General features: G+C 70.6%; 11 protein-coding genes. 7 read left to right on the top strand and 4 right to left on the bottom strand.

Going from position 1 to position 14,629, the window contains the following annotated elements:
• The first annotated feature begins 65 nt into the window (after positions 1-65).
• Positions 66-572, top strand: coding sequence for an adenine phosphoribosyltransferase (locus AW274_RS00220; RefSeq protein WP_062428231.1), 507 nt, complete (start codon positions 66-68; stop codon positions 570-572).
• Between the two features lie 184 nt (positions 573-756).
• Entirely contained in the window at positions 757-2,946 is a 2,190-nt protein-coding gene (locus tag AW274_RS00215; protein ID WP_157519803.1) for a RelA/SpoT family protein, read from the top strand.
• Positions 2,947-2,979: 33 nt separating this feature from the next.
• Here the strand turns inward: AW274_RS00215 and AW274_RS00210 are convergent, their stop codons facing one another.
• Positions 2,980-4,218: a DUF349 domain-containing protein gene (locus tag AW274_RS00210; protein ID WP_232319912.1), complete on the bottom strand. Its 1,239-nt coding sequence runs from the start codon at positions 4,216-4,218 to the stop codon at positions 2,980-2,982.
• A gap of 42 nt (positions 4,219-4,260) precedes the next feature.
• Positions 4,261-5,103: a peptidylprolyl isomerase gene (locus AW274_RS00205; protein WP_062428229.1), complete on the bottom strand. Its 843-nt coding sequence runs from the start codon at positions 5,101-5,103 to the stop codon at positions 4,261-4,263.
• Positions 5,104-5,249: 146 nt separating this feature from the next.
• On the opposite strand from AW274_RS00205, the gene AW274_RS00200 reads away from it, so the two are divergent.
• From AW274_RS00200 to aspS, 3 genes are read left to right on the top strand one after another with little or no spacing between them, the layout of a single operon-like run.
• Positions 5,250-5,921, top strand: coding sequence for an MBL fold metallo-hydrolase (locus tag AW274_RS00200; RefSeq protein WP_062428228.1), 672 nt, complete (start codon positions 5,250-5,252; stop codon positions 5,919-5,921).
• Complete coding sequence (gene hisS / locus AW274_RS00195; protein WP_062428227.1) at positions 5,921-7,177, top strand: histidine--tRNA ligase; 1,257 nt, start codon at positions 5,921-5,923, stop codon at positions 7,175-7,177. The genes AW274_RS00200 and hisS overlap by 1 nt, the downstream gene beginning before the upstream one ends.
• Positions 7,174-8,901: an aspartate--tRNA ligase gene (aspS, locus tag AW274_RS00190; protein ID WP_062428226.1), complete on the top strand. Its 1,728-nt coding sequence runs from the start codon at positions 7,174-7,176 to the stop codon at positions 8,899-8,901. The genes hisS and aspS overlap by 4 nt, the downstream gene beginning before the upstream one ends.
• A gap of 42 nt (positions 8,902-8,943) precedes the next feature.
• On the opposite strand, the gene AW274_RS00185 is transcribed toward aspS, so the two are convergent.
• Both AW274_RS00185 and AW274_RS00180 read right to left on the bottom strand, forming a co-directional pair.
• Complete coding sequence (locus tag AW274_RS00185) at positions 8,944-9,759, bottom strand: SAM-dependent methyltransferase (RefSeq protein WP_062428225.1); 816 nt, start codon at positions 9,757-9,759, stop codon at positions 8,944-8,946.
• Positions 9,760-9,897: 138 nt separating this feature from the next.
• Complete coding sequence (locus AW274_RS00180; RefSeq protein WP_062428224.1) at positions 9,898-10,689, bottom strand: peptidylprolyl isomerase; 792 nt, start codon at positions 10,687-10,689, stop codon at positions 9,898-9,900.
• 215 nt (positions 10,690-10,904) lie between these two features.
• Here AW274_RS00180 and AW274_RS00175 point away from each other — a divergent pair, with 215 nt between their 5' ends.
• Together AW274_RS00175 and AW274_RS00170 are read left to right on the top strand one after the other, a co-directional pair.
• Complete coding sequence (locus AW274_RS00175; protein WP_198168955.1) at positions 10,905-14,090, top strand: S41 family peptidase; 3,186 nt, start codon at positions 10,905-10,907, stop codon at positions 14,088-14,090.
• A gap of 86 nt (positions 14,091-14,176) precedes the next feature.
• A complete protein-coding gene (locus AW274_RS00170; protein ID WP_062428222.1) occupies positions 14,177-14,629 on the top strand; it encodes a DUF2231 domain-containing protein in 453 nt (150 codons plus the stop codon).

Genomic DNA, 14,629 nt, shown 5'->3' with positions numbered 1-14,629 from the left:
CGGGCGCCCGGGAAGATCGGGAGCCCGTGGGGCGTTCGCTTTTGAGTAGCCACTACTGTTGGCAGGTGACCGAGTGGATCTCGCTGATCAGGGATATTCCCGACTATCCGCAGCCTGGCATCCTGTTCAAGGACATCACCCCCCTGCTGGCCGATCCGGCCGCGTTCACGACGGTCGTCGACGACCTGGCTGAGGGGTTCTCCTTCGACAAGGTGGTCGGCATCGAGGCCAGGGGCTTCATCCTGGCCGCTCCCGTGGCCCTCAGAAGGGGCGCGGGTTTCGTTCCGGTACGCAAGAAGGGCAAATTGCCCGCCGAGACGCTTGAGGCGTCCTACGATCTGGAATACGGCTCTGCGACGATCGAGGTCCACGCCGACGCGTTCGCCCCCGGCGAGCGGGTCCTGGTGGTCGACGACGTCCTGGCCACCGGCGGCACCGCGGCCGCCGCGGTCGACCTGGTGCGGCGCGCGGGCGCCGAAGTGGTGGCCGTGACCTTCCTGATGGAGCTGTCCTTCCTCCCCGGTAGGGAGAGGCTGCCCGGTCTCGACGTCAGAGCCTTGGTTACCGTTTGACCTACACTGAGTGATCTGGACTCGAATGTGAGGAGTCTGAGTGCCCCGTGAAGTGGCCCCCGGCAACGCGCCCGTCGAATCGCCCGGCGCGCCGGTTCCCGATGTGCCCGCCGAGGCGGCGCCCCCGGAGAAGGGGACGGCCGTCCGGCGCAGGCTGGGCCGGTTCGGGGGGCAGTGGGGTGCGATGAACCCCGTCCTCGAGCCCCTGTTCAAGACGGTCCGGGCCACTCACCCGAAGGCCGATCTGCGGCTGATCGAGCGTGCCTACGAGACGGCGGCCTATCACCACCGCGACCAGAAGCGGAAGAGCGGCGACCCCTACATCACCCATCCGCTGGCCGTGGCGACGATCCTGGCCGAGCTCGGCACCGACGACGAGACCCTGTGCGCGGCGCTCCTCCACGACACCGTGGAGGACACCGCCTACGGGCTCGACGAACTGCGCGCCGACTTCGGCGAGAACATCGCCCTGCTGGTCGACGGCGTGACCAAGCTCGACAAGGTCAAGTTCGGCGACGCCGCGCAGGCCGAGACGGTGCGCAAGATGGTCGTGGCGATGAGCCGCGACATCCGGGTGCTGGTCATCAAGCTGGCCGACCGGCTCCACAACATGCGCACCATGCGCTACATGCCCGAGCACAAGCGGCAGCAGAAGTCCCGCGAGACGCTGGAGATCTTCGCGCCGCTGGCCCACCGCCTGGGCATGAACACGATCAAGTGGGAGCTGGAGGACCTCGCGTTCACCATGCTCTTCCCCAAGCGCTACGACGAGATCGCCCGCATGGTCTCCGAGCGGGCCCCCCGGCGCGACCTGTTCCTGCAGGAAGTGATCGAGAACGTCCACTCCGACCTGCGCGAGCAGAAGATCCGGGCGACCGTGAAGGGCCGCCCGAAGCACTACTACTCGATCTACCAGAAGATGATCGCCAAGGGCGTCGCCTTCGACGACATCTACGACCTGGTGGGCATCCGGGTGCTGGTCGACACGGTCCGCGACTGCTACGCCGCGCTCGGAACGATCCACGCTCGGTGGAACCCGGTGCCCGGCCGGTTCAAAGACTACATAGCGATGCCCAAGTTCAACATGTACCAGTCGCTGCACACGACGGTCATCGGGCCCGAGGGCAAGCCGGTCGAGCTGCAGATCCGCACCCGCGCGATGCACCACCGCGCCGAATACGGCGTCGCCGCCCACTGGAAGTACAAGGAGGAGATGGTCGCCTCCAACCCGGGCAGCAAGGTCAAGGACGTCAACGACATGGCGTGGCTGCGCCAGCTGCTCGACTGGCAGAAGGAGACCTCCGACCCGGGCGAGTTCCTCGAGTCGCTGCGCTTCGACCTGTCGGTCTCCGAGGTGTTCGTCTTCACCCCGCGCGGCCAGGTCATCGCGCTGCCCGACGGCGCGACCCCGGTCGACTTCGCCTACGCGGTGCACACCGAGGTCGGCCACCGCTGCATCGGGGCCCGGGTCAACGGGCGGCTGGTGCCGCTGGAGTCGCGGCTGGGCAACGGCGACACGGTCGAGATCTTCACCTCGAAGTCGCCCGACGCCGGGCCCTCGCGCGACTGGCTGAAGTTCGTCAAGTCGGGCCGGGCCCGTAACAAGATCCGCCAGTGGTTCTCCAAGGAGCGCCGCGAGACCGCGATCGAGGCCGGCAAGGAGGCCATCGGGCGGGCGATGCGCAAGCAGGGCCTGCCGCTCCAGCGGCTCATGTCGGGGGAGGCGCTGCTCGCCCTGGCCCGCGATCTGCACTATCCCGACGTTTCGGCGCTCTACGCGGCGGTGGGCGAAGGCCACATCGCGGCCCAGGCGGTCGTCCAGAAGCTCGTACAGGCCCTGGGAGGGGTCGAGGGGGCCGAGGAGGACATCGCCGAGGCGGCGCTGCCCACGCAGCTCAAGGGGCGTCCCAGGGCCGGGACCAACGCCGGCGTCATGGTGGCGGGCGACCCCGACGTGTGGGTGCGGCTGTCGCGGTGCTGCACGCCCGTCCCGGGCGACGACATCACCGGCTTCGTGACCCGCGGCCACGGCGTCTCGGTGCACCGGGTCGACTGCGCCAACGTGGGGCAGCTCCAGGAGCAGCCCGAGCGGCTCGTCGAGGTGGCCTGGTCGGCGGGCGACGACTCGGTGTTCCTGGTGGCGATCCAGGTCGAGGCGCTCGACCGGCCGAGGCTGCTGTCCGACGTGACCCGGACCCTGTCCGACCACCACGTCAACATCCTGTCGGCGTCGGTGACGACCTCACGCGACCGGGTCGCGGTCAGCAAGTTCACCTTCGAGATGGGCGACCCCAAGCACCTGGGCCACGTGCTCAAGGCGGTGCGCAACATCCCGGGCGTCTACGACGTCTACCGGGTGACCAGCGGCGCCTGACCCCGCGAGGGGTCAGGCGCCGCCGGCGCGACCTCAGGAGAACTCGGCGAGCGTACGCTCGGCCTCTTCGAGCCAGGAGCGGCGGGCGGCGATGCCCTCCTCGGCCTCCTTGGCCTGCTTGCTGCCCGGCTGGGCCTTGGCCAGCCGGGTCTCCAGCTGCTCGATCGAGCGGCGGAGCTGGTTGACCGTGTCCTGCGCCCGCGCGCGGGCCTCGGGGTTGGAGCGTTTCCACTCCGCTTCCTCGGCCTTGCGGACCGCGTCGTCGATCTTCCGCAGGCCGCCCTCGAGCCGGTCGCGCTGCTCGCGCGGCACCGGGCCGACGGCCTCCCACCGCTCGACCAGCGCCCGGAGCTGACCGCGCGCCGCGCGGACGTCGGTCACCGGGAGGATCTTCTCCGCCTCGACGAGCAGCAGCTCCTTGGCGTCGGCGTTGGCCGCGAACGACGCGTCGCGCTCGGCGAACACGGTCGAGCGGGCCTGGAAGAACTGGTCCTGGGCGGCCTTGAAGCGGTTCCAGAGCTCGTCTTCGGCCTCGCGGGACGCCCGGCCGGCCGCCTTCCAGCGGCGCATCAGCTCGCGGTAGGCCGCGGCCGTGGCGTTCCAGTCGGTCGAGGAGGACAGCTCCTCGGCCTCGGTCACGATGCGCTCCTTGGAGGAACGCACCTGGTCGCGCTGCTCGTCGAGCGAGGAGAAGTAGGCCTTGCGGCGCTTGGCGAACGCCGTGCGGGCCGTGGACAGGCGCTTCCACAGCGCCGCCTCGGTCGCGCGGTCGATCCGCTCGGCGGCCTTCCACTCCTCGACGAGCTGGCGCAGCCGCTCGCCGCCGGACTTCCAGTGAGTGGCGTCCTCGGCGATGCGCTCGGCCTCGCCGACGATCCGCTCCTTGATCTCCTTGGCCTGGCCGCGGGCGACCTCGCGGGCCGCCTTCACTTCCTCGCGGCGCTTGCCCACCATCTCGGAGAGGGCCTGGAGCCGGTTGTTCAGCGAGTCGAGGTCACCGACCGCGTTCGCACCGGTGATCGCCTCGCGCAGCTTCAGGATGCCGGCCTCCGCCTGAGCGGGCGGCAGGTCGGTGCCCTTCACCCGCTGTTCGAGCAGCTGGACCTGTCCGGCCAGCTCGTCGAACTTGCGGTGGAAGTAGGCCAGCGCCTCTTCCGGTTCCCCGGCCTGCCAGGACCCGACGGCCCGTTCTCCCTCAGCCGTACGCACGTAGACGGTGCCGTCGTCGTCTACCCGGCCCCACGGGTCGGTGGTCACCGTGTCCTCCCGCACTCGAATCAGCCTCCAGGGCGTTTAGCCCTTGGTTGTATTACGTCAGCTCTTGCCGGTAATTGTCACGTCTTTGATTTCGACAGCCTGCTTCGGCGTACCGTCGCCGCCGCCGCCCTCGACGCCCGCCTTGGCCACCTTGTCGACGAGGTCCAGGCCCTTGGTGATCGTGCCGAAGGGCGTGTACGAGTCGGGCAGGGTGTCGGTCTCGTCGCCGTAGACGATGAAGAACTGGCTGCCGTTGGTGTTCGGGCCGCTGTTGGCCATGGCCAGCACGCCCCGCTTGTAGCTGGCGCCCTCGAGGTTCTCGTCGACGAAGCGGTAGCCGGGGCCGCCGCTGCCCGTGGCGGTCGGGTCGCCGCACTGGAGCACCTTGATGCCCTCGGTGGTGAGGCGGTGGCACTTCGTGTTGGCGAAGTAGCCCTTGCTCGCCAGGTGGGTGAACGAGCCGACCGTGCACGGCGCCTTGGCACCGTCGAGGTCGGCCTCGATGACGCCCAGGTTGGTGTCGATCTTCATGACCGCCGGCGCCGCCGCGACCTTGGGATCGGGCTTGCCGACGTCCTTGGCCCCGCCCGCCGGGTCGCTCACGTAGTCGCACCGGCCGGTGCCCTTGTCGAAGGGCAGGGGCTCCGCGGGGGCCGCCGCCGCGCTCTCGGCCGGATTGGCCGAGGCCGACGCCGCCGCCGTGGCCGGGTCGGCGTCGTCGGCGCCGCCCGTCAGGAAGATCGCCGCCGCCACGATGCCCGCGATGACGACCACGACACCGGCGGTGGTCCCGATCGCGGCGTTGCGCTTCGCGGTGCGCTCACGTTGGACGCGTGCGGCCTGCTGGCGCTCGTGGTGTTCGCGCGCGAGTTGCTTCTGCCGGTCCTTCCCGGTGACCACTTCGTCCTCCCGACTGTCCAAGAATGACTATTGAGGTGGGCGAATCGTATCGGCACACGGGTATTGGTTCGCAGCCCGCCGACCCGCACCGGTACCCTTCGGTTACATTCGCTCGCTCAATCCTTTGAGACATCGAGGCCGCTCCGTTGTTGATCGCAGGGTTCCCAGCCGGGTCTTTCCAGACCAACTGCTACGTCGTCGCGCCCGCCGCGGGCGAGGAGTGCGTGGTCGTCGACCCAGGTCAGGACGCTGAAGACGGCCTTGAGGAGCTGATCCGCGAGCACCGGCTGAAGCCGGTCGCGGTGGTCCTGACCCACGGGCACATCGACCACATATGGTCGGTCGGTCCGGTTTGCGGAGCTCGTGAAATTCCTGCCTGGATTCATCCCGATGATCGGGTTCTGCTGAGCGATCCGGGCCGTGGATTCGGCGCGATGAGCAAACAGTTGTTCGGAGGGCTGGAGTTCAGCGAGCCCGACGACGTCCGGGAGCTCGCCGACGGCGCCGTCCTGGAGCTGGCCGGCCTCGAGCTGGTCGTCGACCACCGGCCGGGCCATACCGGGGGGTCGGTGACCTTCAGGCTCGACGACGAACACGTGCTGTTCAGCGGCGACCTGTTGTTCCGCGACTCCATCGGCCGCACCGATCTGCCGGGCGGCGACCACTCCGCGATGCTCAGCAGCCTCGCCAAGACGTTGACGCTGCCGGACGAAACGGTGGTTCTCCCCGGTCACGGACCCCAGACGACCATCGGCCGCGAGCGCGCCTCGAACCCCTTCTTGAAGGACGCGGCGCCCGGCCCGACACGAGGACTGTGATGACCTTCCAGGCGCCCAAGGGCGTTAGTGAATACGTGCCGCCCCGCTCGGCGGCCTTCCGGCGGGCGATCGACACCTTCGCCGCCGCGGTGACCAGGGCCGGTTACGGCTACCTCGAACTCCCGGTGTTCGAGGACACCCAGCTCTACGCGCGCGGCGTCGGCGAGTCGACCGACGTCGTGACCAAGGAGATGTACACCTTCCAGGACCGGGGCGGCCGATCGCTCACCCTGCGGCCCGAGTTCACCGCCGGCGTGCTGCGGTCGGTGCTGGAGAACGGCCTCCACAACGGCCAGCTGCCCGCGAAGGTGTGGGCCGTCGGCCCAGCCTTCCGCTACGAGCGGCCCCAGGCCGGGCGTTACCGGCAGTTCTACCAGGTCGACCTGGAGGCGATCGGCAGCGACGACCCGCTCGTCGACGCCGAGACCATCGCCATCGCGTGGGACTGGTACCAGGAGCTCGGCCTCAAGCGGCTGACGCTGCTGCTGAACACGCTGGGCTGCGCCGAGTGCCGCCCGATCTACCGGGCCGCGCTGCAGGACTTCCTGCGCGCCCTCGACCTCGACGAGGCCACCCGCGCCCGCGTCGAGATCAACCCGCTGCGTGTCCTCGACGACAAGCGGCCCGAGGTCAAGGCCCAGCTCGAAGGGGCGCCGCTGGTCACCGACCACCTGTGTGCCTCCTGCAAGGCCCACCACGACCAGGTGCGCACCGCCCTGGCCGACCTGTCGATCCCGTGGACCGACAACCCGCGCCTGGTGCGCGGCCTCGACTACTACACCCGCACCACCTTCGAGTTCGACCACCCGCTCCTGGGCGCGCAGTCGGCCGTCGGCGGGGGCGGCCGCTACGACGGGCTCTCCGAGTCCATCGGCGGGCCGCCGCTGCCCGGCATCGGCTTCGGGCTCGGCCTCGACCGCACCGTGCTGGCCATGGAGGCGGAAGAGGTCGCCGCGGCCGCCGTCTCGACGGTCGACGTCTACGCCGTGCCCCTGGGCGAGGAGGCCCGCCGCCGCGCGTTCGGGCTGCTCGCCGAGTTGCGCCGCGCGGGGCTCGCGGCCGACATGGCCTACGGCTCGCGCGGGCTCAAGGGGTCGATGAAGGCGGCGTCGAAGTCGGGGGCCAGATACGCGATCATCATCGGTGAGCGCGACCTGGAGGCGGGGGCCGTACAGCTGAAGGATCTTGAAACCGCCGAACAGACCGAGGTGTCCCTCGCCTCGATCACCGAAACCCTGAAAGGGAAACTCTTGTGATCCGCACCCACCAGGCCGGGACGTTGCGCCCCGAGCACGCCGGCCAACAGGTGACGCTGGCCGGATGGGTCGCCCGCCGTCGTGACCACGGCGGCGTGGTCTTCATCGACCTGCGCGACTCCTCCGGCTCCGCCCAGGTCGTCTTCCGCGAGGAGGACGACGCCCACGGCCTGCGCTCCGAATACTGCGTGAAGGTCGTCGGAGAGGTCCGGGTGCGGCCCGAGGGCAACGAGAATCCCGAGCTCCCCACGGGCGGCATCGAGGTCGTCGCCACCCAGGTCGAGGTGCTGAGCGAGGCGGCCCCGCTGCCGTTCCCGATCGAGGGCGTCTCGGGCGTCTCCGAGGAGGCCCGGCTCAAGTACCGCTACCTGGACATCCGCCGCCAGCAGCTCGGCGACGCGCTGCGCATCCGGTCGAAGGCGACCTACCTGGTCAACGAGGTGATGAACGAGCGCGGGTTCGTCTACGTCGAGACGCCGAACCTGACCCGTTCGACCCCCGAGGGCGCCCGCGACTTCCTGGTGCCGGTCCGGCTCCAGCCGGGCAACTGGTACGCCCTGCCGCAGTCGCCGCAGCTGTTCAAGCAGCTGCTCATGGTGGCCGGCCTGGAGCGCTACTACCAGCTGACCAAGTGCTTCCGCGACGAAGACCTGCGGGCCGACCGGCAGCCGGAGTTCACCCAGATCGACATCGAGATGTCGTTCGTCGACCAGGACGACGTCATGGAGCTCGGCGAGGCCGTCATCGGGCGAGTGTGGAAGGAGACGATCGGCTACGAACTGCCCTCCCCGCTGCCCCGCATGACCTACGCCGACGCGATGGCCCGGTTCGGCTCCGACAAGCCCGACCTGCGGTTCGGCGTCGAGCTGGTCGACCTGACCGACTACTTCAAGGACACCACCTTCCGGGTGTTCCAGAACGAGTACGTCGGCGCGGTCGTCATGCCCGGCGGCGCGTCGCAGACCCGCAAGGAGCTCGACGGCTGGCAGGAGTGGGCCAAGTCGCGCGGCGCGCGCGGCCTCGCCTACGTGCTCGTCCAGGAAGACGGGTTCGGCGGCCCGGTCGCCAAGAACCTGTCCGAGGCCGAGACCGCCGGGCTGCGCGCGGCGACCGGCGCCGAGATCGGCGACGCGATCTTCTTCGCGGCCGGGGCCCGGCACGCCTCGCGTGAGCTGCTCGGCGCGGCCCGGCTCGAGATCGGCCGCCGCAAGGAGCTGATCGACGAGTCGCAGTGGTCGTTCCTGTGGGTCGTCGACGCGCCCATGTTCGAAGACGACGGCGAGGGCGGCTGGACGGCCGTGCACCACCCGTTCACCGGTCCCAAGCCCGAGTGGAACGACAACTTCCAGGACCACCCCGGCGAGGCCCTGGCCTACGCCTACGACATGGTCTGCAACGGCATGGAGATCGGCGGCGGCTCGATCCGAATCCACCGCGCCGAGATGCAGCAGCGCGTCTTCGACGTGCTGGGCATCTCCAAGGAGGAGGCCGAGAGCAAGTTCGGCTTCCTGCTGGAGGCGTTCAAGTACGGCCCGCCGCCGCACGGCGGCATCGCCTACGGCTGGGACCGGGTCTGCATGCTGCTGGCCGGCGGCGACTCGATCCGCGACGTGATCGCGTTCCCGAAGACGGCCTCCGGCTTCGACCCGCTGACCGCCGCGCCCACGCCGATCACCCCGGCGCAGCGCAAGGAAGCCGGCGTCGACGCCACGCCCAAGGCCTAGCAACGGAAAAGGCCGGTCCGAACAGGACCGGCCTTTTTTGTTTTACTTCACCAGCCCCACGGCCCCGAAGAAGCCGGCCTTGCGGGGGTCGGCGTCGGCCAGGCCCTTGATCTCCGGCCGCCAGACCCCCACTTGCACGATTCCTGGCTCCAGCAGTTCCATGCCCTCGAAGTAGGCCGCGACCTGCGACGCCTTGCGGGCCGTGATGTTCCCGCTGGTGGTCTGCCGGTACGTCTTGTACACGACCTCCTGCAGGTCGTCGTCGACCTCGCCCATGTGGCCGTGGGACATGACCAGGTAGCTGCCCGGCACCATCGGCACCCGCAGTTCCCGCACGATCCGGGACGCCTCGTCGTCGTCGGGCACGAAGTGCACTATCGCCAGCAGCATGATCGCCACCGGCTGGGAGAAGTCGATGAGGGCCCGCACCTCGGGGTGGTCGAGGATGCCCTTGGGGTCGTGCAGGTCGGCCCGGACGACCGCGGTGTTGTGGTTCTTGGCCAGCAGGGCCCGCCCGTGGGCCAGCACGATGGGGTCGTTGTCGACGTAGACGACACGCGCGTCGGGGGCGACGGCCTGGGCGACCTGGTGGGTGTTCTCCCGTGTCGGCAACCCCGAACCGATGTCGAGGAACTGCCGGATGCCCTGCGCGGTCAGCAGGCGGACGACCCGCGACAGGAACGCGCGGTTCTCCCGGGTGAAGTCGCGGACGTACGGCATGCGGGCGAGGATCTCGTCGGCGGCTTCCCGGTCGGCGGCGAAGTTGTCCTTGCCGCCCAGGTAGTAGTCGTACATCCGGGCGACGCTGGGCTTGTGCGGGTCGATGACCCACGACGGTGCCGGCTCGTGCTCGGACAACGTATGGCCTCCGGTCAGGGGGGTGGCATTCGCTCTGGAATTCGCCTTTCGCGAGATTCTAGGGGTTCTGATGGGTTTCGTGTCGCCCGAAACACCGAAGGGCGAGTCCTTTCGGACCCGCCCTTCGGTGGGAAACGCCTATTTGACGATGACGTCCTTGATCTCCACGCGCATCTTCGGCGCGTTGGAGCCGCCGTCCTCCGACAGGATGTCGTCCTCGTTCTTGATGACGCCGCCCGCGGCGATCTTGTCGACGATCTCGATGCCCTTGGTCACCACGCCGAACGGCGTGTACGCAGCCGGGAGCTGGGCCGCCTCGTCGCTGTAGGAGATGGCGAACTGGCTGCCGTTGGAGTTGGCCGCGTCGCCGCCCTGGGCCATGAAGACCACGCCGCGCGTGTACTGCGGGCCGAGGTTCTCGTCGGGGAACAGGTAGCCGGGGCCGCCGGTGCCGTCGGTCTTGTTCTTGCCGTCGCCCTTGGCCTGCGGGTCACCGCACTGGAGCAGGTCGAGGCCGTTGCTGTCGGCCGTGGTGAGCCGATGGCACAGGGTGTTGTCGAAGTAGTTCTTCTTCGCCAGGAAGTAGAACGAGTTGACCGTGCACGGCGTCGACTCGGGCACCAGCTCGATGACGATGTCGCCCTGGTTGGTCTTGAGCGTCATGTTCTTGGCGGCCAGCGCGGCCTTCATCGGCTTGGCCGGGGGCATGCCCACGAACTTGCTCGGCACGCCGGTGTCGTCCTTGCGGTACTCGCACTTGACGTTCTTGGGGTCGACCGGCGTCGGGGGAGCGGTCGGCTGGTCGGGCAGCTTGGAGGGGATCGAGGTGATCGACGGCGCGGCCGACGCCGGAGGGGTCTCCTCCCCGGGGGCCGCGGTGTTGCCATCAGCGCTGCTGCAGCCCGTCACCGCGAAGAGCGAGAGGATCACTGCACCGACCCCCAACCGGACGCGACGGGCCTGGCCCAGGGCCAGGGGTTTCTGCCGATTCGTGTGGGTCACTGCGTTGCCTTCCCTTTATTCGTCCATTGCTGAAGTTTCGCGTCACTCTATCCGTGATCGTGTTCGCTTCGCGTAAGACCCGTCCCAGGGGCCCCATGCGTAACGATCTTGCCTTCAGCAGGGCTGGGATTAGCATTGTGGGGGTGCCTAGCAGGTCATACCTCCGGTTTCCGCACATCCGTCGCGATCTCCTGACGTTCGTCGCGGAGGACGACGTTTGGATCGCTCCGCTCGACGGCGGGCGGGCCTGGCGTCTCACGGTCGAGCAGGTGGGCGCCGCCCATCCGCGCCTGTCGCCCGACGGCGCCATGGTGGCCTGGCAGGGCGGGCGCATCCCCGCCGAGGTCCACGTCGCGCCGGTCGACGGCGGCGGGATCGAGCAGCTCACCCACTGGGGCGGCAACGGCGCGCGGGTGCACGGCTGGCTCGACGCCACGACCGTGATCGCCGGCAGCTCCCACGACCAGCCCTTCGCCCACTGGACGTGGGCGCGCACCGTGCCGCTCGACGGCGGCCCGGGGGAGCGGCTGCCCTACGGCCCGGTCAGCGACCTCGACCTGCGCGACGGCCGCACCCTGCTGCTGACCGCCTCGGCCGGTCACGACCCCGCCCACTGGAAGCGCTACCGGGGCGGCGGCATGGGCCGCCTGTGGCTCGACGGGCGCCGCCTGCTGCCCGGCCACGAGGGCCAGCTCGCCGCGCCGATGCTCGTCGGCGGCCGGATCGTGTTCCTCTCCGACCATGAGGGGACCGGAAACCTCTATTCGGTCCGGTACGACGGAGGCGACCTCAGGAGGCACACGAGCCACGAGGACTTCTACGCCCGCCAGGCGGCCACCGACGGAACCCGGATCGTCTACGCCCGCGCGGGCAGCCTGTGGTTGCTGCCCGGCCTCGACGCCGAGCCCGAACCCCTGGAGGTGCGCCTCGGCGGCGCAGGCCGGGGCCGCCAGCCCTTCTGGGCCAACCCGAACCCCGAGGACGCCGCCTGCGACACCACCGGCCGGGCCAGCGCCGTCGAGGTGGGCGGCGCCGTCCACTGGGTGACCCACGAGGACGGCCCGGTCCGGCTGCTGTCAGGGCGCGGCCGGGCCCGGTTGCCCATCGTGCTCGGCCGGTTCGAACGCGCCGACGACGCCGAACCCGACGACCTGGGCAAACGCGTCAACGGCCCGGCCGCCTGGGTGACCGACGCCGCCGGCGAGGACGCCATCGAGCTCGGCGCGCCCGGCAGCCCCACCCGGACCGTCGCCGCCGGAGAGCTGGGCCAGGTCGAGGAGATGGAGGCCGCCCCCGACGGCTCGGTGATCGCGGTCGCCTCCCACGACGGCCGCCTGCTGCTGGTCGACCCGGAGACCGGCACGGTCACCGAGCTCACCCGGACCGACCACGGCGTGATCAGCGACCTCGGGTTCGACCCGCGCTCCCAGTGGCTGGTGTGGTGCCATCCGGTCTCCCGCGGCTACGCCATCCGGATGGCCCGCCTCCAGCGTCCAGGAACGAAGGACGACGACCCCGACTCGGGCGCCGAGGTCACCGAGACCCCCGCCCCGGAGACCCCGGCGAGCGAGATCGTGCACGTCACCGACGGCCGGTTCACCGACATGTCGCCCGCCTTCACCGGCGACGGCCGCAACCTGGTCTTCCTGTCGCTGCGCGGCTTCGAGATGATCCGCGACTCCCACAGCTTCGACCTGGTGATCACCCACGGCACCCGCCCCTACCTGGTGCCGCTCGCGGCGGGCGCGCCCTCGCCGTTCGCCCCCTCGGTCGAGGGCAAGTCGGCCGACGGCGGCGACTCCGGCGACGGGCCGGTCGCCGTCGACCTGGCCGGGCTCGACGGGCGGATCGTGCCGCTGCCGGTGCCCGAGGCCCACTACTGGGCGCTGCGGCCGGTCAAGGGCGGGCTGGTGTGGTTGCGCGGCGCGAGCGGCGAGCCGACCGTGCTCGAACGCTTCGACCTCGACAAGCGCAAGACCGAGGAGCTCGCGAGCGACGTGCACTTCTTCTCCGTCAGCGGCGACGGCTCCCGCATCGTGGTGCGCGACGCCGCCGAGCTGCGGGTGATCTCCGCGACGAGCAAGAACGGCGACGGCGTGACCGTCGACCTCGAACGCGTCCGGGTGCGCATCGACCCGGGCCGGCGCTGGCGGCAGGCCTACGCCGAGGCCGGGCGCGTCATGCGCGACCACTTCTGGGTCGCCGACATGGCGGGCGTCGACTGGCCGGAGGTGCTGGAGACCTACCGGCCCTGGCTCGACCGGGTCGGCGGCCCCGACGACTTCGCCGACCTCATCGGCGAGGTCGTCGGCGAGCTCGGCGCCTCCCACGCCTACGTGTACGCCGCCCGCCACCACTGGCGCAGCCCCACCGGCCGCCTGGGCGCCGACATCGGGCCCGACACCGACGGCCTGTGGCGGGTCCGGCGCGTGTTCCCCTCCGAGCTCTCCGACACCGCCGCCCGTTCGCCGCTCCAGGGGTCGGGCGTCCGGGCCGGCGACGCGATCCTGGCCGTCGACGGCGTGCCGGTCGACCCGGTGACCGGGCCCGCGCCGCTGCTCTGGGCGGCGTACGGGCACCCCGTCGAGCTGACCGTCGAGTCGGGCGCGCGGGTCTTCCGGGTGGCCGTGGTCCCGCTGGTCAACGACCGGCGGCTGCGCTACCACTCCTGGGTGTCCGACCGGCGCCGGCTGGTCCGCCGCCTGTCGGGCGGGCGGGTCGGCTACCTGCACGTGCCCGACATGGACCGGGCGGGCTGGGCGCAGCTGCACCGCGACCTGTCCCACGAGCTGGCCAAGGAGGCGGTGATCGTCGACGTGCGGGCCAACCAGGGCGGCAACACCTCGCAGCTGGTGGTGGAGAAGCTCTCCCGCCGCATCGTCGGCTGGAAGTTGTCCCGCAGGGAGGAGCCGAGGAGCTATCCCATGGACGCGCCGCGCGGCCCCGTCGTGGTGCTGTGCGACGAGGAGACCTCCTCCGACGGCGACATCATCACCGCCGCCGTCCAGGCCCTCGACCTCGGCCCGGTCATCGGGACCCGCACCTGGGGCGGGGTCATCGGGATCCGGGGCGTCTACCGGCTGGCCGACGGCACCCGGATGCGGGTGCCCGGCTTCGCCCACTGGAGCGAGAACTACGGCTGGGAGCTGGAGAACCGGGGCGCGACCCCCGACGAGGAGGTGCTCATCACCCCGGCCGACTGGGCCCGGGGGGCCGACCCGCAGCTCGACGCCGGGGTGCGGCACGCCCTGCGGGCGATGGAGGGCCGCCCGGTCAGCGCGCCGCCCGACCCGGGCACCCGTCCCTTCCGGGGCCGGGTCAGGAGCTGACCGCTCTCATCCCGCTCTCAGATCCGTCTGGGAACCTGCGGATGATCGCTCGGGTATGAGTGGATGACGAAGGAGATGTCCCCCGTATGTTCGATTCCGTTTTCGGCCTTCCCCTGCATCCGCTGGTCGTGCACGCCGCCGTGGTCTTCACCCCGCTGCTGGCCGTCGTCGCCGTCGCGTACGCCGTGCTGCCCCGGTTCCGCGCCCGGCTCGACTGGGCCGTGGTGCTGCTGGCCGTGGCGGCGCCGGTCAGCGTCGTGGTCGCCCGGATGAGCGGCGAGGCGCTCAAGGAGTCGCGGTACGGCGCCCAGGCGCCCGCCCCGGTCGCCGAGCACGAGTCGTTCGCCGTCCCGCTGCTGCTGACCACGATCGCCCTGGCGGCGGTCGCGCTGGTGCTGGTCTGGGCGGTCTCCAAGGGCCGGAGCGGGGCCCTGACCACGGTCCTGTCGGTGCTGGCCGTGGTGGGCGCGCTCGCCGTCACCTTCTACGTCGTGCGCGCCGGGCACACCGGGGCCACCGCCGTGTGGGGCCTAGGCTAG

The sequence above is a fragment of the Herbidospora daliensis genome, assembly GCF_001570585.1.
GTDB classification, from domain to species: Bacteria; Actinomycetota; Actinomycetes; order Streptosporangiales; family Streptosporangiaceae; genus Herbidospora; species Herbidospora daliensis.
This window is presented reverse-complemented; position numbering and strand designations above follow the sequence as displayed.

Bases quoted from the DNA above. Each gene is read 5' to 3' on its own strand.
- AW274_RS00215 (WP_157519803.1), top strand. From the start codon at position 757: ATGAACCCCGTCCTCGAGCCCCTGTTCAAGACGGTCCGGGCCACTCAC.
- hisS (WP_062428227.1), top strand. From the start codon at position 5,921: ATGACCTTCCAGGCGCCCAAGGGCGTTAGTGAATACGTGCCGCCCCGC.
- AW274_RS00170 (WP_062428222.1), top strand. From the start codon at position 14,177: ATGTTCGATTCCGTTTTCGGCCTTCCCCTGCATCCGCTGGTCGTGCAC.